This is a genomic window from Ruegeria sp. ABV3_008 (assembly GCF_056161185.1).
In genome coordinates this window covers 257,446-274,966 of the sequence record NZ_JBSWYP010000003.1, presented here as the reverse complement: position 1 = coordinate 274,966, position 17,521 = coordinate 257,446, and the positions used below count along the sequence as shown (strand labels likewise).

Here is a 17,521-nt window from a genome sequence, read left to right as displayed (position 1 = left end):
CTGCATGAACAAACCCGGGAAGAAGCAATACAGTCGCGGAAAGTACCCACTTGATCATTCGGAGCGTCGCTGAGTTCTTAAGATTACTTGTTTGTTTCTAACCATTGCCCAATGTCAATCAATCCAATCCAATCCAATCCGACGACGGCGGTGTTGCGTATTTGAAGTTTCATAGATGAGCCTTACGAGTTGTTAATCAGATATGTGAGCAAGCTCACCATCCCAATCAGCTGAAGGTATTTTGGGTTCCGGCGGATCGGCGATGTAAGACGGAGTCATTATTTGAGTTTCGTTTTCATTAAAAACATCGACAATGTTCTCACGAAGATCCGACAAAATCTTTGGCAAACTCGATCCACGAGAAGTGTACGCGTTGATTTCATAGTTGATCGCGTAGTCTGCCAACTGGGTCCAAAGCACAAATGGCTCCGGGCTCTTTCTCAGCCCTTGAGTTCGGTGTGCCGCCTCAATCAGCATCGCTTTGATTTTCTTGGGAGGCTCCTCGTAGCCAATCCCCACCGTCGTGTGCACCAATAGCCCCCGACCATCCACTTTTCGTGAGTAGTTCACAACTTCGGAATTCAGCAGCTGGGCATTTGGAATACTTATCATCTCGTTTTTGATCGATTTGATGAGTGTTTCCATCAGTTTGATCTCTGTTACGTCGCCGATCTTGTCACCGACCTGAATTCGATCACCCACGTTGGTGCTGCGTCTGTAGATGACAAACAGACCGGCCATCATATTTGAAACGACAGTGTTGGATCCCAGCGACACCATGATGCCGGCAAGAATAGTCAAACCCTGGAAGGCGCGAGAGCCGGATCCGGGAATGTATGGATACGCAAAAACCAACGCGATAACAATGAGCAAGGCCCTACACAGCATTTTTGTTGGGGCAATCCAATGATCCTCGAAGTCCTTTAGCTCAAAGGCGCCGCTCTCAATGTTTTCAAATAAAAGGTCGAGGCCTCGGATTCCCAGCCGGGTCACCGCAGCGATGATCGCAAGCATGATCAGATTGGGAATGTATCCGACAATGGCCAAAACCACAGTGACCAACGGTTCACTGACATATTTCAACAGGATTTGGGCTATGCCCTGCGTTTGCGCGAAAGAAAGCAGAACAAGGGAAAGATAGTAGTAAAAGAAAAAGAGGAAGAAGACCCACATCAAAACGTGGATTACGTAAACGATGATGGCGGCGATAGCCTTGCTTCTCAGTATCGATTTTGTGGCTTCCTCAAACCCTTCTGCTCTCTTTTCTAAGTTTCTTCTAATGTAGTCCAACAGCTTGCGTCGTTTGGCGAAGAACGCATATGAAACCAGAGCAAAAATGACTGTCCATGCAACGGCAGCAATTGCACTGTCGACTAGGCCCTCGTTGGATCGCGCTTCGCGATATTGCAGGATCGCGGTTTCAATCGCTTCGGCCTGTAGTGCGGCCAAACTCTCGACGTCCATCTGTTCGTATTCGGCATCCGCTTGGGTCGTCGTTGTAATCATCTGGCCATCGGCTCTAATGAGTTTACCGAACTCAGAGTCTGTGATTTCAACATTTACGCTCGAACTCTGTGAAGCGCTGCCGACCTCAGAAAGGCGCTCAGCTACCTTGTCGGCCCGCTCAGTTGCTGGAAGGGCACTTGAACCACGAACGACGAACAACTCCTCTCCATCGACAATCACTGGAGCAATGAACTCGGAGCTTTCTTCATTTTCAGGTGGAGTGAGAATTTCCTCTGACTGTGCGAGCGCAACGCTGCTCGCAAACAAGAGAGTCGTAAACCAAATGGCAAAAGCTTTCATGAACTTGCTCCCCCTACGGGTATCAGATGAACATCGCGCTGTGGGAAAGGTATCGAGATTCCCTCTTCGTCAAACCGTTCTTTCGCTTGACCTGTAAGATCCCAGTAGACCGTCCAATAGTCGTTCGAATTGGACCAGGGGCGACAGAAAATATTGACAGAATTGTCTCCCAACTCACCCACGAAAACTTCAGGCTCGGGTGTCTTCAAACAGAGCTCGTGTTTCGAAACCAGTTCTTTGAGAACGTCGATTGCTTGCGCCGCGTTGTCTGAATAGGCGATGCCAAACACCAAATCGACCCGGCGTTCTTCTGAGGCGCTGACGTTTGTAATCACGTCGCCCCAAATCTTACTGTTCGGGACGATAATGATTTGGTTGTCAAATGTACGTATCTTCGTTGAAACCACAGACATCTCATCCACGAAGCCGGATGATCCTCCGACTTGAATGTAGTCGCCGGTATCAAATGGTTTCAAAACCATGATCATCAGACCACTCGCAAGGTTGCCTAGGGTTTCCTGAAGCGCGAAGCCCAAGATGAAAGACAAGCCACCAAGAACGGCAAAAAGCGGAGTGACGTTCACTCCAAACAAGGCCAAGACCACGAGCATCCCAAGAACGAACACAGCCCAGAAAACTGCTGTGGCGATGAATCTCTTCAGCATCCTCGAAATAGTTGGATTTTTTTCTAAACCGCGTTCGGTGACGCGGCGCACCATTCGGGCGACAAACATCATGGCCCAGACGGCCAGCAAAACACCCAAAATAGCCATCAAAAGGCCCACACCTCCCTCCCAGGAGAACAACCAGGCCCAAGCATTTTGAAATAGTGTCTGAAAGTCAGTTGTTTTGAGAGCCCCTGCCTTTAATGCAAGGATGTAATCGGTATGGGGTTGCAGGTCTTCTGCCTTGGCCCCTTTCAATGTCCACGCCTCAAGCACCAACCGATAGTTGTTCAAAAGCGCCGATCCCGTGTCACCTAAGGACGCCAATTGTGACCGGAGGTCGTCTTCTTGCTTCCCACTTGCTGTCCGAAGGCCGAGACTAATCTGAGCGACCTCTTCGAGTTGCGAGCGCACAATACCTTGCCAAGTGCCTGCGACTTCGGAAAGCTCTTCCGCGGTTAGCGGGACAAGTAGAATTTCCAAATCTTCGCCCGAAATGGATGTATCAACGACCTCATCAAGAAGTTCGTCTTGCTCTACTTCGACGGCTTCCGGCGCATCCGTCGTCTCTTGGGCGTTGGCAGAAAAAGCGCCTGTGAGGGTCACTATGCAAAGAAATAGCCAAACTGGCCCGATATTGAATAGTCGTCTCATTTATCCATCCCCCTCTTTAATCGCTAAGGAGAACATACCGGGCCGCCATGAATCCACTTTTATATCCAAAATCGAATATTCTGTTGTGACAAATACCGTCTGAAAAAACAGCTTCACATCCACTTGGTTCGGAAGGACAGTTGTTCAAAAAGCGGATTACCAATTCACTGCAAATCGTCGATTGCCTGCGCCGGGCGGTCAATCTGTTTGAACGATCAGAAGTTTTACGGGTTCCTCACTCTTCACCGAATACGCGTGCCCACTCCCTGACGTGTTGTCCAACCACAGAACATCTCCGGGTCCCAGTTCCAGCTTTTCATCGCCTGACGCCTCTACTTCAAGCTGCCCGGATAGGCATACACAAAGCTGAGTTCGCGTAGCCGGGGCAAATCCAGTCGATGTTCCCGGAGGCAGCTCCGCAAAGAAATACCGTTCGCAACTCTCTGCATCAGATACCAAAGTCGAAACGTCCGACATCATGTTGCCGTTGCCGCGCAGCGTCTTTTTTGATTGTCCGAAGACTGCTCCACCGTTTTCATCTTCACGCAAAGTATAGATCTGCATCTAAGAATCCTTTCAGACAGTCCAGCCACATTGATTGATGTCAGGCATCTATCTCGGGCCGTCGTCAAATCGGTTTTGCTATCTCGGTTGAACGTCTGGGGACGCATTCTCAGCCGAGCCTGCATCGACCCATCCCATAAACAGCTGGTAACCGGCGGCCAGAAAAGAGGCACCAATGAACATTCCCAGAAAACCCCCTGACATCATTCCGCCAAGAGCCCCAATCAGTATCACTGGCATAGGGACATCCAGACCCCGCCCGAGAACGATTGGTTTCAAAATGTTGTCCACCATACTTCCTACAATCATTAAGACCGTGAAAATTACATTGAACACCGACGAATTATCTCCACCGGTGGACCAAAGCAGAGCAACACCAACCAGGGCGATCAACGTAATGGGGATTTGCATGATCCCAAACAATAGAGCGAGAACAGCCAGGATCCCGGCGCCCGGAATTCCTGAAAGGAAGAAAATGATCCCAAGCAGGAATGCGGTCACAAACGCAATCCCGATAATTCCAACGGCCACAGAGCGAACGGTTTTTGTCGTTAGATCTTGAAGCCCCAGACCTCTTTCTGGCCCCGCAAACCGCGAGAAAATCCGGCCCATCGCTCGACTACCTTCTTCAGACCAGGCCAGCATGATTCCGGCGACAATGAGGGCACCAAGAAGTTTGAAGACACCGCCAGCAGTCCCCGCCGCGACGCCTGCGATCCAGCCGCCAAAAGATTTTAGTTGAGGAGCCATTTTCTCAAGGAACGCTGGCAGATCTGTTGCGGCCGCCGCCCAAGACTCGTGAAGGTTCTCACCAATTAACGGAAGTTCGGCAACGTCCTGAAAAGGTGCAGGCACTTTGATTGTACCTTCGGACAAACCTTCAGCCAGCACAATGAGCTGTGTTGCAAATGCACTGCCCATTAAGACTGTGGGAACTCCAATCAGAAGAAGACCAACCAGAACCAAAACGGTGGCAGGTCGTCCTGAAGAGCCACCCATCTTTGCCTTCAACGCAAGGTAAACCGGTTGAAGGGCTATGGCTAAAACCAAAGCCCAGAGCATAATTGGCAGAAAAGGCGCGAATGCCCAGGTGCACGCCAAAACGATGAAGGCAATTACTGAAAACTGTATCAGCGATGACGTCAGTGCCTCTGAAATGGCCTTGCTCAGTTGATCTGTTTCCCGCTTCAAAGTTGGATCCCCCATTTTCTTCTTCGTGCAGGTCGCGAATTCGGTCGAGACCCAAAGCAAAGCAGCTCATTCTTTCGTCTTTCATTCAATGTTATCTATATATTAGATTGAGTCGAGTATGCATTCCGGCCCGCGTCACTAAATTTAGGATTAACCGCTAGTATCGAGCGGAATTCCGATGTGAACCTCAGGCTCAAAAATAGGGGGAGCTATTTTGGTCAGTATTCAGCCAAATCTTGCGTTGCACTGCCGAATGCGTTCTCGAAGGATGCTTCTCAAATCTATTCAGCGAGCGCGGGAGTTTGAATTTTGATTTCCATGAAGACTCTATTCAGAACCGCTACAGCAATCGCTGTTTTAATTCTGGTTTGGTATCTGGCAGCCGACAGAAACACTCCATTCACTTCGAACGCACGCGTCAAGGCCATCGTTACCCCGGTGGTCCCCAAGGTTTCGGGGACAGTGATTGAAGTGCCGATTGCGAATGCTTCGTTTGTTGAGGCAGGGGAACTATTGGCTCGAATTGATCCCCGCCCCTTTGAAATCAGCCTAACCCGGGCTGAAGCGGAACTTGAAAGCGCAACTCAGGAAGTTGGCGCGAGTTCAGCCGAAGTGGAGCGGGCTCAAGCGCAGTTGGTCCGAACCCAGACCGAGCTGGAAAACACCCAACTTCAGTCTTCCAGAGTTTTGGAACTGGAAAAAAAAGGGCTTATTGCGACCGCTAGAGCAGACGACGCACGAACCGCCCTCTCAGATGCCGAGGCCGCGGTCGATGTTGCCAGAGCGGAACTGGAACGCGCGCGACAAAACCTTGGCTCTGACGGTGAAGAAAACCCGCGAATAAAAGCCGCATTGGCCGATCTGGCGGCAGCTCAACTCAATCTTGCCTATACCGAGCTTCGTTCTCCGACAGAAGGCGGCGTGGCAGATTTGACGATTTCAGAGGGAGCTTCCGCACAGGCAGGGCAACCATTGATGACATTTGTGGACGCCCGCAATGTATGGGTCGAAGCCTATCTGAAAGAGAACAATCTGGGGAATCTTACAATCGGAGACACGGCAAAAGTAGTTCTTGATACCCATCCGGGACGTGTCCTTGTTGGACGCGTCGAGAGCATTACAGGAGCAGCCTCTTTGGGAAACCCAACTCAAGATGGACTGCCTCGCCCACCATCCGACTCGGGTTGGCTGAGGGCGGCGCAACGTTACCCTGTGCGCATAGTCCTGCCTGGGTATGAGACCGGTGATCAGGACGATGACGTAATGTTTCTTTTGAACGGGCAGGCTGATGTAATTGTTTTTACATCAGGAAACTCGCTGTTGAATGCGATAGGAAACGCATACATCCGCGTTGTTTCGTGGTTGAGCTATGCCTACTGATGCTGACAAACACTCTTTGGCGCAAATAACTCCTCCCGAGAATGTTCGTCATGGACTTAGGTTGGCGCTCGCCCCTTGGATCGTCTTTTCCCTCGGCATAGTCACTAACTTGCAACTCGCTTTTATTGGATCGGTTTTCGCGGCTTTGTTTACACTCGGCCTAACGCCGGTGCCAGTGTCCTATGGGATTGCGCTGCTGACGAAATCGGCAGCAATCCTTTTGCTCGCGTGGGGTTTATCTATCTGGTTTCTTCCCTATCCTGTTGTTTTCTTAGTTTTTGTTTGCCTCGGTGTTTTACTCGCATACAGATTGCAAATAAAAACTGGCGACTTGTTGCTTTCGGTTTTCGCGGTCATCGCAGCACTTCTTGTTCCGTTCCTTGCGAGAATGGATCCGGAACTCGCTGGGACCATCGCCTATTGGCTAATTGCCAATGTGGCAGTGGCCATGATCGTTTCGTGGCTGGCTTTCCTGATCTTGCCTGAACTCGATGCATCTGAGCAAGGGACAAAAAAAGCGGTTGATGAAACAAACGTCACTGATACAGAACTACAAATGCTCCGTCTTGCTGCGGTTGTCATTCCATTTGTTTTTTGTGCTTTCGTTTTTGATTTTATTACACCCTTTGTGCTGGTCTTCGTCGCTATTCAGTCATCCCAGTTTGTAGCTGATACAAGTTCGCAAAGTCGCGCCAGTCGGGATATGCTCACTGCAAACGTAATTGGCGGTATTGCCGCTGTGCTCGTTTATGAATTGTTGGTCGTGGTTCCATTTCTGCCTTTCGTTTTGGTAACACTGTTTGCTGCATTGGTTTGGTTTTCTCGTCAGTTCATTGCCGGTGATACGCGCATAGTTTCCGCGATCACCGCTTTTTTGATTTTGATCGGAGGAACACTAATGCCGTTTTCTGACGACGCTCAAACCAAAATGATCTTCCGACTATGGCAACTCGGCGCGGCATTCGCTTACCTCAGTTTAGCTTTTGCAATCGTGGACCGGTTAGCCCCTGAACGCGTGAGCAAAACCACTTAAGATTCAGCAATCCAAGTAAGTCGGACAAGAGAGCTCCGATTTTGATGAGCTGGATTATGGCGCATGGCGACTAGTTCATGACACATCTCACGAGCACCAAAACCAACTCCTACGTTGCTCAACAAGCGACGTTTGGAAGTGCCTTGGTAGAGTGGGATATGTGCTGTTCCTCACGATTGTATCAAACAGAAGATAGAAGCGCTGCTATTCCTCACATTGACCTGTTAAAAACTTGAGCCAGATGAAGAGTCTCGGAAAACTCGAAAGAGTCTGCTTCGTAAGGTCTATTCGTTGCTTCTTGGTAATTACGGCACCCGCCCGACACTGCACAATGCAGCGCTTTTTAGCGTACCCAGCTGCGGAGCAAAGCTTCACGGAACATATCGTTCCGGCTTCGGAGACTGAATACTCTCCAAATACTCAGCAATTTCGATAAGTCTGGAGGGAATACGCGTAACCAAACCATTCCCCGTATCGAATTCGACAGTAGGGCCGTCGTTCAACTCGGTGATTATAGGCATGTCATCGCGAGGTTCTTGTACTTTCAAATAACCGTCCAAGATCGACATGACCTCCAACATGGGCCACACGCCATCCCTGCGGTCGGAAATCTTTGTTAAATCAGCAGGATCTGTTTTCAAATCAGTAGCGTCAGGCCCATTTCCTGTCGCATCGATTCCGTGACATCTGGCGCAATGCTCAACAAAGAGGTCTTTGCCAAGGTCCGAAAATTCATCGGCGGCAGATATCGTCGCAACCGAAGAAATGCCCATGCTTGCAACGATCATAAAGTGCCTCATCAGCCGGAGGTCCTTTGCAATACGAGAGTTTACTGCACCAGAAATGGACCGACATCTTCCCCCGGTCAACGTCGGTCCTTTACCAAATAACATTTGCTATCCTGTGGCCCAAAACCGATTGATGGGAACAGGCAGCAGCGAGCTCAGAACAGCTTCACCATTTAACATTCGAAATTTAGCATGTGAAAACGCTCGGCTCTTTGACATAAATCATATCTCACCTCGCAGTCTGCCAGAATTGGGCTCGACACGCCAATTCAGCCAAAAGATTTTGAGTGACTGCTTACGCCTAGCAGACCACGGCGCTTCACAATGCTAGGCCTGCAATAGTCACCGGGTCAAAAAAGGTGCAAGTCCAGAGCACCGGCAAACGGTCAATTGCTGACCTAGCGCCAAGAGCACTAACCTACTGTTGGATGCTTTCTAAGAAAAACAATAACCCTGCTAACTCGCGCGGGGTGGGCGTCAAAACACCCTCGATTTCAACCGGAACCAGGTCTTCCGCCATTTCCCCGCCAAACTCCGGCATAACCAGAGCAAGATGGCTGTTTTCTGGGTCACCATAGATGTAACTTAGTGCACGTGCTTGAGGGAAAGTGCCTCCGTTCTTCGCGCTCAATGTTGTCAAATCTGTTGGCGCAACGGAAAGGCCGCTGCTTGCCGGGCCAACGCCTCTACCATCCACACCATGACAAGAAGTACAGTTTTCTGAGAAAAAGGCCGCCCCATCAGCGCGAGTGGGCATGACGTCGGCGTCAGGATACAGATCTGTACACGACGCTGTGGCCAGAGCAAACAATCCAGCCGATAATACAACCCACCTTGTAGCGTGCATGCTCTACCCCGGTTTTTAATCCAACCTACGGTCTATTGTAGCACATGGCAATGACAGCAACTGCGGCTTTAAGGTCAGTGAGGGTCAATTTTATAAAATCTTACAAGGACTTGGACATTGCCGCTCACTATGGGCGGTGAAAGCTATTTTTGGACCTTCTATGTCTTTGGGCATTTCACTTTTGAGAAACTAAGCAAATTATACGACAATCTGGATTGGGAGATCCAAACATGCTGGAAACCACGTCCCGAATAGTTTGGCTCGAAGCGATAGGGGCGATCCTAATGATCCTACTCGGGTCCGGGCTGCACTTTGCATTTGTTTTGCTAGGAAGTTGGACGCCAATGGCGCTTGTGGCGGCTGTCAACGAGTCAATCTGGGAACACTTAAAGCTGGCTTTTTGGCCAGGCTTGTTTTGGGCCTGCCTAATGCCGCTTCCCCCCCGACTTACAAGAAGGGACGTATTTAGTGCTAAAGGAGCTAGCCTCGCAATTACTGCTATTTTGATTGTAATAGTATTCACAGCGTACACAGCGATATTTGAGTGCAACTTTTTGTTGATTGATATTGGAATATTTGTTGCAGCAATTTGCATCGGCCAGATCGTGTCAATTCTGCTGCTTGCCTACGAAGATCAAATACCTGCACTCATTCATGTATTCGGCCTGGTTCTCCTTGGGGTTCAAGTAGTCGCCTATACTACCCTAACATTTTTTCCTCTTAATCACTGGCTGTTCATTGAAGCACAATCTGGCACGATAGGTATTCCTGCCCGTTAGATGGACAGACGGTCCTATTGGTGACGCATGCTTGCATCCCCATGAATTCCAAAGACGGTTTTCCCAAGCTTGACGGGCCCTAAACGGGGCGTTTGAGTAGAGGCATGGACCGTTGGATTTCGGATTCGATTGCCAAGATCGATGCAGATGCTCACCGCTCTGCCGATACGCACCTTTTCAAGCTTCCCGTCCGGGGGCTGAAGGGCGTAGACATCTATCTCAAGGATGAAAGTACACATCCCACTGGCAGCCTCAAGCACAGGCTGGCGCGCTCGCTTTTCCTTTATGCGCTGGTAAACGGGAAGATAAGGGAAGGGACACGTGTAATCGAAGCCTCGTCAGGCAGCACTGCCGTTTCAGAAGCTTACTTCGCCCGTATGATCGGAGTGCCTTTTACCGCGGTTCTCCCAAAATCTACCGCCAAGAGTAAAATCGACCTAATCCGGTTCCAAGGTGGCGAAATCCACTTCGTCGATGCGGCGCCGGACATGCACCAGGCCTCGGTTAAACTGGCTGAAGTCGGTGGCTACTTCATGGATCAGTTCACGTACGCCGAGCGGGCGACGGATTGGCGAGGCAACAACAACATTGCAGAAAGCCTTTTTCGCCAAATGGAACGAGAGCCACATCCAATTCCATCGGTAATTGTGGTGAGCGCGGGCACCGGCGGAACTTCAGCAACGTTGGGGCGGTACATTCGCTACAAAGGCTTTAACAGTGAATTGGTTGTTGTGGACCCCGAAAACTCAGTGTTTTTTGATAGCTTTCGAACCGGAGACAGGACCCTGACCCGCTCCTGTTCAAGTCGTATCGAAGGTATCGGACGTCCCAAAGTAGAGAAGTCATTTTTGGCAGATGTAATCGACCGTATGATCCAAGTGCCAGATGCGGCAAGCATTGCGACAATGCTCTGGCTTGAAGATCGGATCAGGCGGCGGGCGGGCCCATCAACAGGCACAAACCTTTGGGGGGCTTTGCAAATTGCGCAAGAGATGGAGGCGGCCGGACGATTTGGCTCCATCGTCACTATTCTGTGTGACGACGGAAACCGTTATCTCGACACCTACTACGATCCGGAATGGGTGATGGAAAACTTCGGCGAAACCGCCTCTTACGAAGCTACTTTGGCGGGATATCACTGAATTCAAACGAAGAGGACATTATGAAAAGGGTGAAATTTGTGTTTGCAGCGCTTCTGGCATCAATGGTCGCCGTGATGTTTTGCGCCACAACAGTTTTCGCTGCCTCCCAGGAAGCGCAACAAATCATCGAAAGAGCGGCCGCTGATTGCAAAGACTTCGAGAATGGAGAGTTCGATCAGGGTGACGCTGTGACCGATATCGAGCTGCGCTCCCAGTTTGGCACGGTTAAGGCTGAACTCGTAGATGAAAGCCAGTTTTCCTGTTCCTCTGCTGCCTCTATGTACTGCGGAACAGGGGGTTGCATTCTCAATCTTATCGTCGACGGTGAGATCATGTCGTGGCAGGCAACGGGTTGGCGTCTTATTGACTGGGGGCCTGACCGTATACTGCTTATTGGACGAGACGGTGGTTGGTGCGGAGGCGCAGGAGCCGAGGTTTGTTACGAGGCGCTAGTTTGGAGTGATGGAAAGATTTTAACCGTTGGTTCGGCGTCAGAGTAAGCCCGCGCAGCGCTAGCGGTTGTTTTACGCGCCTGGCCTAGGGTGCAACGCCCTGTTCGGTTGGGCTGCGGCTGAAGTAGGGAACCAGGCCGAAACAGATTGAAGCAAAAAGAACACAAATAACCGCAAATGCGTAAGGGATGGGCGTTCGATTTCGCGCAGATGTCGTTGCCATAAACTGGAGCTATCACGCATTTGCATCTTCGTCTTTGGAGATTCTACGAGCGACCGCTTCGAGCCCAATTCGACCGATGCTGAACGCCGCGTGAATGACACTCAAGCGAGGCAAAGCAGTCTTTGGTTCAGCGCTATTGGTCTATTTGGTCAGTGCCAAGCTTGGTTTGCCCGGGCGAGACAGATGAAGATCGCCTCTGTTGGCTCGGGGTGTCGAGGGCACCTCCGCTCGCAGGGCCGCGCAGCGGCTGAATCAGCATTCGGTCGAGCCAGAGGTCTCGGCGTGTGCGAAACTGCTTAATGCCGATTTCCATACCCTTGTGCCCCTTTTCGGGTTGCGCAACGTAAGTGCCTAGAAGTCGGTCCCACCATGGTAGATTGAAGCCAAAGTTCGAGTTGGTCTCACTTGGATCGACTGAATGGTGGACTCGGTGCATGTCTGGAGTGACGACGATCCACCTGAGAATTCGATCCACGGGACGCGGCAAATCAATGTTTGCGTGATTGAAGAGCGCGGTAGCGTTCAGGATCACCTCGAAGAGGAGCACGGCGACAGCGGGCGGCCCTAAGGCTGCTACGACCGCTAGCTTGATCCCCATCGAGATGAGAATTTCTACCGGATGGAAACGCAAGCCAGTGGTAGCGTCAAAATCGAGGTCGGCGTGATGCATCCGGTGCTGACGCCAAAGCCCCGGTACGGCGTGGAACATCACATGCTGAAGATAGATTGCAAGATCGAGAAGCAGCATGGAGACCACGATGGCAACCCAAACCGGCGCCTCGATGTTATTGAAGAACCCCCATCCGCGATCCTCGGCCATGGCTGCGAGACCAACTGCGAGGATTGGAAAGGTCAGCCGCAGGATGGCGGTGTCGAGCACCACGAGCGCAAGGTTGTTTGTCCATCGGATAACGCGCGGAATATCCCGTCTTCGCCGGGGTGCGGCCACTTCCCAAAGTGCCATCGCTGCCAGGACGGATAGGAAGGCAATAAGGCGTATAGTATGTTCAGCAGAAAGGATTGTGTCGGACATGGACATCCACTATTCGGGTTTCCGTCGCGATAGAATTGCAAGCTGTTCTAGGCGACATCCCCTCCAATTTAACGCGGACATTCAAGCGATACCATCTGAGGGCAGCTTGGTCCGCAAAGTGGACATATATCGCGATTTTGCGAATGATTGCGTGGAGCCCACTTTGACCGATGCTGCTCGATGCCCCAATGACGGCAATGTGCAGAAACCGGACATTGCAAAGTCTAGTAGACCGCCCAGAGCTGCCACTCGGCGCCGCTCCACGCGTTGAGCGCTTGCGAGTCCTGAACGCAGCTGCACTGGTTCATTTTGGTGACGACAACTATTGCAGTTTGAAAATGGGATTGCGCATCTCTTTGAGTATGACTTGTTCATCGGTCCAAGGCAGCAAGAATTCGAGCATCTCGTTCGTATGGATCCTCACGGAAATGAACGGCCCCATCTTCGACCCAAGCAGTCCAATAGGTCAAAAGGACCGGCATGGGCTCGGGTAGGTTAACTCGCGTTGTCTGACCACTATCCAATATGGATTGCATCTTTTGCCGGCTCCAGTCAGGCTCTCCCTCCATCAAAAGGCTGGCAAATTCGAACGGATACTCAAGACGAACGCAGCCGGAACTTAGGTTTCGCTCATTTCGGTCGAAAAGACTGCGGTCGTTGGTATCATGCAAATACACAGCGTATTTATTGGGAAACATGAATTTGACTAAACCTAACGCATTGTCTGGGCCTGGCTGCTGAACCAAAGTGACGGCGGGGTTCTTTGCTCCCCAGTTCACTGTGTTGGCAGGAATTGTCTGCCCGTCTTTGTTCCGAACTACGTAATTGTTGCGCGCCAGATAGGCTGGATCCTTGCGGATGCGCGAAAGCTTGTCTTTCCGAAAAATCGAGGCGGGAACGGTCCAAGTCGGATTGAACTCCATGTATTCAATTTCATCTCGGAACACTGGGGTTTTGCGGTAGGCTGATCCTGTGATTGACCGGGTGGTCCAAAGCGTCCCGCCAGATGTGACCAAGTAAGTACGAGCGCCTGCAATATTTACCAGCACGAACTCCTCGTCGATTTCCCGCATGAGCCAACGGCCTCGTTCCAGGCTGAGGCGCAACTTATTTATGCGATCTTCGACAGGTTTGTTGAGAGACGCGAAGGTCTTACCACCAACGACGCCATCTGCCTCCAAGCCGTGACGATTTTGAAAGGTTTTTACCAGTTGCACCAAGTAATCGTCATAAACCCAAGCTGGATTTGTGCCGTTTTGGCTGATTTCTGGCAATTCATTTGTTCCCTCGTAGCCTTCTGTCGCTAACCTTTTACGCAGTTCGGCGACGGCAGGATCCACTATTTCCGGCTTCAGAACCGTTTCTTCGGGGACTTTGTTCCAGCCTCCCTTTGATGCAATAGCTCTGTATTTGCGCAACGCATCAACGAGCATCGTGTATTGCGCATTGTCGATATCGATGCGTTCAATCAAAGCGCTGAAGCCTTCACCTTGAAGAAATTGGCTCAATACAATGGAAGGGTCTCGTTGAATTACTGGTTTTGAGAAGTTCCAATCGTCATCCAATGCATTTGGATCGACTTTTCCAAAAACCAAATGATGCACGAGTTTTACTGCGGCATCGGTCGCCAAAATATCGAACAGCGCTTTATTTGAGGCATCGCCACCCTGTGAGTCTTTGAAAGCGGTTCGAAGCTCCTCTAGTTTGAAGTCACTCGGCGTAAAGCCCTGATCAATTGCTCCATCCAACTCCTCAAACAGCTCGTCAACCAATTCAAAACTTGTCCAAGCTGGCGCAAATTCTCTGTCTGTATAGAAACGAGGCACAAGGATTCCTGCGTCCAGACTCTTATTGTTAGAAAGTGTGCTACTCGCATTCGTATTTGACCGTAGCAACGCTTCTATCTGCTCCGAGACTTGGTCCGCTGCGCCTAAATTGGGGCATGTCATCAGCGTTGCAGTCAGTACAGTTGCAACCGCTGATTTAAGACCTTTCACCATCCACTCCGTCACTTTCAATCTATATGTCGTTTCTTCGTCGTAAGATACTTCAACATTATGTATAATCAAATTGGAATTTATTAGTCTCGGATCTTGCTCGCTCCGCATCGACGACAAATATTTGCGAATGTCCGCGTTGCCCATAGAACAGACGGTGGGTGAAAACTTGGGAACGTCTTCTATGGGATAGCGGATATGAAGCTGATTGGTTCCGGGAAGCGTTGAAAGACAAAGGGATACGCGCGTGCATCCTAGGCCGGAAGCAGCGGAAGAAAGCGGTGAAGTACGACAAGCGTCGCCACAAACGTTGCAATCGGATAGAGATCATGTTCGGGAGGCTGAAAGATTGGCGGCGACTGGCAATCCGATACGACAGGTGCCCAAAGGTCTTCCTCTCAGCCGTCGCACTGGCGGCTACCGTCATCTATTGGCTATGAGTCCTGACCCTAGGTTTCCGTGCGGCCTCTACTCGCTTCGCCGCTCAGGAGACCACACTCGTACCCATGGGTGCTCCCACCGACCTTTTTGTTCGAAAGCAGAGGCGTATCGTACGAGAGCGTAAAGAAGTTTGCGCGCGGAAAAATGTTGATTTATTTAGAATTAGATTCAAACATGCGAATTCGATGCAACTTTCATTTTACCTCTGTTGTTGTCGTTGCTGCTCGCTTCGCCGAGCCCTTCCGGCCGCTGGAGTGAGTGCTGGCAGCCGGAAGGCACTTTACACGGATCAGTCGTTGGGAGGGTGCGATGCTTAGACTTAATGTACTCGCCCTCTTTCCAGAGTTTGCTCTAGCTTTTGCCAGTGATTTCATTCGGCCATCCCACGTTGTTGGAGGTCTTGGCAGTCAACGTAATAGTGCTCTGCCCGCCAAGCCCCCCGCGGCAAGTTTTAGGAAAGGCAGTCACAGGATCGAGGTATGTTCTATTGGCTGCCCAGACGCGAGAGCTTCAAACTAGTGCATCCAATTTTACAAATTTTAAGGGAACCAGAGGGAGAAGAAAATGACCAACAAGATGGTGATGATTGCGGGCGCAACTTGTTTCGCACTGCTTGCGGCCTGCGACGATACGAGTACATCAAGCGCGTCCGCCGAACTCACGCCGGCTCAGCAAGCGTGTTTGCGAGATGTAGCAAACACGACGAACAATTCGCAAGTCGTTGTGCTCTCATCCGCGTTTAGCGAGGCCGGAACACAAGTCACTGTCGGTGTTGGTGAGGATCGCGCTCCTTGGAATTGTATTGCTTACTCTGATGGCGCCACAGCTGGTATCGAGTTCCTGGGCGACGAAGGCGCATTGTGAGCAGTCTGATGCGTGGCCAATAATGGCTGCGCAGCACTGGCTTGATCTGCTGAGGTTCGACTTGGTTTGTAGAACCACCATCATCGTATTCTCGATCCTGTACCTGTTGGCGTTGATTGCATTCTTGACCGGCACATTCGGCTGGCTGGGACAGGAACGAGACCCCTTGTCCGGGGTGTTCCTTTTGCCGTTGGGACTGCCTTGGATAATTCTAGTGGATTTGGTCTCAGAGTCAGCCAAACCGTGGTTCGCGGCGATTGTTCCGGTGCTCAACCTGTTAGCGCTGGTCTTGATTTGCAGATGGGTACGCAGTTTGCGCCAGAAGAGAAGGCCGAGCTCTTTCTCACCCAAAAGGAGGAAAACATGGGAAAAGTAATCTTGGGAATTGTGATCGGGCTCGTCCTCGGCGTGGTTGGAGCGATGACCTTGGGTGGCGGGGCCGCAATGGGGGTCGGCGTTGCGACAGGCTTGTCCGCCGGTGTTTGCACCACATTGAAAGGAGCACAAGCCGAGAACCTGATCACCGCCGAGCAAGCGGATCAAATCCTCAATCGCGTAAATTCCGAGATGGCATCTCTGCAAGGAATTGAAACGACAGATGAGATCGTCGGCAGCGCACAGGCATGCGATGAATTTCTGTCAAAGTTACGAGAAGCAAAGTGAGGTTCCGCTTTGTACGGAACAAAACTGTAAGGACAAGCCAACAGGGAACCATCTGATGAAACTCGTTTTACTCAAACTCCTCACACCCATGTTCGCAATCGCGGGCACTGCTGCTCTTGCAATGTCAGAAGCCGATGACGCGTGTATCGACCAATTGCGGCAGGTTGGAGGACCAGACGGTCAATCAGGTACGATTGAAAGCTCAGAATTCTCAGAGGCGGGTACACTCGTCATGCTACGTGACGCAGGCGGAACGCTTTGGCGCTGCATCGCGTACAAGGATGGAAGCATCGGCGAGATGTCGGTTGTCGAAGCGATGGATGATGGCGGTGGAGCAGTGGCAGGCGCCGCCGGTTCTACCGGTAGCCAACGTGTCAAATTCGATGCCGGGTACACCGGTGCCGAGCTCGCCGGCCAACTCGCGCCCGGCGCCTCTCAACAATATGTCCTTGGCGCGCAGAACGAACAGTTTCTGTATGTGCGCGTCGCGCCACGAAACGGGTCGTTGGACTACGTCATTCGCAACCCTGATGGCTCGGAGCTTCTGGAGTTGATGTCGGCGGACAAGGAATACCGGGGCCAGCTTTGGCAATCTGGTGACCATGTCGTTGAAGTTATTAACCGGGGAAATGCGCAAGTTGACTACAACGTCATATTTGGAATCGAGTAAGACCATGCGTGAGTTGTACTGAATTTTTGGATTGCTGGAGACCAGAAAGGGAGAGAAGAAGTGAGAACGAATCTATCGCTGCTTGGAGGCGCAGTTTGTGCCCTTGCTTTGGCGGCATGTGACGATAACGGTGGATCAGTGGATACTGGGTCGCCAACCGTCGGCAGTTCAAGCGACCTTTCGTCTTTTGAAGGTGCGCGCGCCGGTCAGGCTGAAATGGGGATTCAGAATCTTGGCTTTGAACTCATCCGCAGCGAAGGGCTGACATCGTACTGGTTCAACCGGAGTACAGGCGCTTGCGCGCGCATTACTACATCTGAGGGTCGGTA

The 17,521-nt window shown here is 51.1% G+C and carries 16 protein-coding genes and 1 pseudogene; 9 read left to right on the top strand and 8 right to left on the bottom strand.

Annotated elements, in window-relative coordinates:
• Nucleotides 1-192: 192 nt before the first annotated feature.
• The 4 genes from ACXAH8_RS07945 to ACXAH8_RS07930 form a co-directional block, all read right to left on the bottom strand.
• Nucleotides 193-1,806, bottom strand: coding sequence for a mechanosensitive ion channel family protein (locus ACXAH8_RS07945; protein ID WP_475217387.1), 1,614 nt, complete (start codon nt 1,804-1,806; stop codon nt 193-195).
• Nucleotides 1,803-3,125 (bottom strand): mechanosensitive ion channel family protein, encoded by a 1,323-nt coding sequence (locus ACXAH8_RS07940; RefSeq protein WP_475217385.1) that lies wholly within the window; start codon nt 3,123-3,125, stop codon nt 1,803-1,805. The genes ACXAH8_RS07945 and ACXAH8_RS07940 overlap by 4 nt, the downstream gene beginning before the upstream one ends.
• A 198-nt stretch (nt 3,126-3,323) precedes the next feature.
• Nucleotides 3,324-3,689, bottom strand: a complete 366-nt coding sequence (locus ACXAH8_RS07935; RefSeq protein ID WP_475191875.1) for a cupin domain-containing protein — start codon at nt 3,687-3,689, stop codon at nt 3,324-3,326.
• Between the two features lie 78 nt (nt 3,690-3,767).
• Nucleotides 3,768-4,940, bottom strand: coding sequence for an AI-2E family transporter (locus ACXAH8_RS07930; RefSeq protein WP_475217383.1), 1,173 nt, complete (start codon nt 4,938-4,940; stop codon nt 3,768-3,770).
• 258 nt (nt 4,941-5,198) lie between these two features.
• Between ACXAH8_RS07930 and ACXAH8_RS07925 the strand changes: the two genes are divergently transcribed.
• Together ACXAH8_RS07925 and ACXAH8_RS07920 are read left to right on the top strand one after the other, a co-directional pair.
• Nucleotides 5,199-6,260: an HlyD family secretion protein gene (locus tag ACXAH8_RS07925; protein WP_475217382.1), complete on the top strand. Its 1,062-nt coding sequence runs from the start codon at nt 5,199-5,201 to the stop codon at nt 6,258-6,260.
• Nucleotides 6,250-7,293: a hypothetical protein gene (locus ACXAH8_RS07920; protein WP_475217381.1), complete on the top strand. Its 1,044-nt coding sequence runs from the start codon at nt 6,250-6,252 to the stop codon at nt 7,291-7,293. Before ACXAH8_RS07925 ends, ACXAH8_RS07920 begins: the two co-directional genes overlap by 11 nt.
• Before the next feature lie 371 nt (nt 7,294-7,664).
• Here ACXAH8_RS07920 and ACXAH8_RS07915 read toward each other — a convergent pair whose 3' ends face one another.
• Both ACXAH8_RS07915 and ACXAH8_RS07910 read right to left on the bottom strand, forming a co-directional pair.
• A complete protein-coding gene (locus ACXAH8_RS07915; protein ID WP_475191867.1) occupies nt 7,665-8,081 on the bottom strand; it encodes a c-type cytochrome in 417 nt (138 codons plus the stop codon).
• 418 nt (nt 8,082-8,499) lie between these two features.
• Complete coding sequence (locus ACXAH8_RS07910; RefSeq protein ID WP_475217379.1) at nt 8,500-8,838, bottom strand: c-type cytochrome; 339 nt, start codon at nt 8,836-8,838, stop codon at nt 8,500-8,502.
• Between the two features lie 320 nt (nt 8,839-9,158).
• On the opposite strand from ACXAH8_RS07910, the gene ACXAH8_RS07905 reads away from it, so the two are divergent.
• The 3 genes from ACXAH8_RS07905 (at nt 9,159) to ACXAH8_RS07895 (ending at nt 11,349) form a co-directional block, all read left to right on the top strand.
• Complete coding sequence (locus tag ACXAH8_RS07905) at nt 9,159-9,707, top strand: DUF6512 family protein (RefSeq protein WP_475217377.1); 549 nt, start codon at nt 9,159-9,161, stop codon at nt 9,705-9,707.
• Between the two features lie 104 nt (nt 9,708-9,811).
• Complete coding sequence (locus ACXAH8_RS07900; RefSeq protein WP_475217375.1) at nt 9,812-10,849, top strand: PLP-dependent cysteine synthase family protein; 1,038 nt, start codon at nt 9,812-9,814, stop codon at nt 10,847-10,849.
• A gap of 20 nt (nt 10,850-10,869) precedes the next feature.
• Nucleotides 10,870-11,349, top strand: a complete 480-nt coding sequence (locus tag ACXAH8_RS07895; RefSeq protein ID WP_475217373.1) for a hypothetical protein — start codon at nt 10,870-10,872, stop codon at nt 11,347-11,349.
• Between the two features lie 308 nt (nt 11,350-11,657).
• On the opposite strand, the gene ACXAH8_RS07890 is transcribed toward ACXAH8_RS07895, so the two are convergent.
• Both ACXAH8_RS07890 and ACXAH8_RS07885 read right to left on the bottom strand, forming a co-directional pair.
• Nucleotides 11,658-12,557, bottom strand: coding sequence for a sterol desaturase family protein (locus ACXAH8_RS07890; protein WP_475217371.1), 900 nt, complete (start codon nt 12,555-12,557; stop codon nt 11,658-11,660).
• A gap of 371 nt (nt 12,558-12,928) precedes the next feature.
• The gene (locus ACXAH8_RS07885) at nt 12,929-14,569 is read right to left on the bottom strand and encodes a L,D-transpeptidase family protein (RefSeq protein ID WP_475217567.1); all 1,641 of its coding nucleotides are present in this window, start codon (nt 14,567-14,569) and stop codon (nt 12,929-12,931) included.
• Nucleotides 14,570-14,733: 164 nt separating this feature from the next.
• Between ACXAH8_RS07885 and ACXAH8_RS07880 the strand changes: the two are divergent.
• The 4 genes and pseudogenes from ACXAH8_RS07880 to ACXAH8_RS07865 form a co-directional block, all read left to right on the top strand.
• A pseudogene (locus ACXAH8_RS07880) lies at nt 14,734-14,994 on the top strand (transposase); the annotation flags it as partial.
• Nucleotides 14,995-15,559: 565 nt separating this feature from the next.
• Nucleotides 15,560-15,859, top strand: coding sequence for a hypothetical protein (locus ACXAH8_RS07875; protein WP_113790467.1), 300 nt, complete (start codon nt 15,560-15,562; stop codon nt 15,857-15,859).
• 243 nt (nt 15,860-16,102) lie between these two features.
• Entirely contained in the window at nt 16,103-16,522 is a 420-nt protein-coding gene (locus ACXAH8_RS07870; RefSeq protein ID WP_475217369.1) for a hypothetical protein, read from the top strand.
• A gap of 55 nt (nt 16,523-16,577) precedes the next feature.
• On the top strand, nt 16,578-17,192 hold the full coding sequence (locus ACXAH8_RS07865; RefSeq protein WP_475217367.1) for a hypothetical protein: 615 nt from the start codon (nt 16,578-16,580) through the stop codon (nt 17,190-17,192).
• Nucleotides 17,193-17,521: the final 329 nt, after the last annotated feature.

Bases quoted from the DNA above. Each gene is read 5' to 3' on its own strand.
- ACXAH8_RS07910 (WP_475217379.1), bottom strand. From the start codon at position 8,838: ATGCCCACTCGCGCTGATGGGGCGGCCTTTTTCTCAGAAAACTGTACT.
- ACXAH8_RS07865 (WP_475217367.1), top strand. From the start codon at position 16,578: ATGAAACTCGTTTTACTCAAACTCCTCACACCCATGTTCGCAATCGCG.
- ACXAH8_RS07940 (WP_475217385.1), bottom strand. From the start codon at position 3,125: ATGAGACGACTATTCAATATCGGGCCAGTTTGGCTATTTCTTTGCATA.
- ACXAH8_RS07920 (WP_475217381.1), top strand. From the start codon at position 6,250: ATGCCTACTGATGCTGACAAACACTCTTTGGCGCAAATAACTCCTCCC.
- ACXAH8_RS07925 (WP_475217382.1), top strand. From the start codon at position 5,199: ATGAAGACTCTATTCAGAACCGCTACAGCAATCGCTGTTTTAATTCTG.
- ACXAH8_RS07890 (WP_475217371.1), bottom strand. From the start codon at position 12,557: ATGTCCGACACAATCCTTTCTGCTGAACATACTATACGCCTTATTGCC.
- ACXAH8_RS07945 (WP_475217387.1), bottom strand. From the start codon at position 1,806: ATGAAAGCTTTTGCCATTTGGTTTACGACTCTCTTGTTTGCGAGCAGC.
- ACXAH8_RS07895 (WP_475217373.1), top strand. From the start codon at position 10,870: ATGAAAAGGGTGAAATTTGTGTTTGCAGCGCTTCTGGCATCAATGGTC.
- ACXAH8_RS07935 (WP_475191875.1), bottom strand. From the start codon at position 3,689: ATGCAGATCTATACTTTGCGTGAAGATGAAAACGGTGGAGCAGTCTTC.
- ACXAH8_RS07915 (WP_475191867.1), bottom strand. From the start codon at position 8,081: ATGATCGTTGCAAGCATGGGCATTTCTTCGGTTGCGACGATATCTGCC.
- ACXAH8_RS07900 (WP_475217375.1), top strand. From the start codon at position 9,812: ATGGACCGTTGGATTTCGGATTCGATTGCCAAGATCGATGCAGATGCT.
- ACXAH8_RS07905 (WP_475217377.1), top strand. From the start codon at position 9,159: ATGCTGGAAACCACGTCCCGAATAGTTTGGCTCGAAGCGATAGGGGCG.
- ACXAH8_RS07875 (WP_113790467.1), top strand. From the start codon at position 15,560: ATGACCAACAAGATGGTGATGATTGCGGGCGCAACTTGTTTCGCACTG.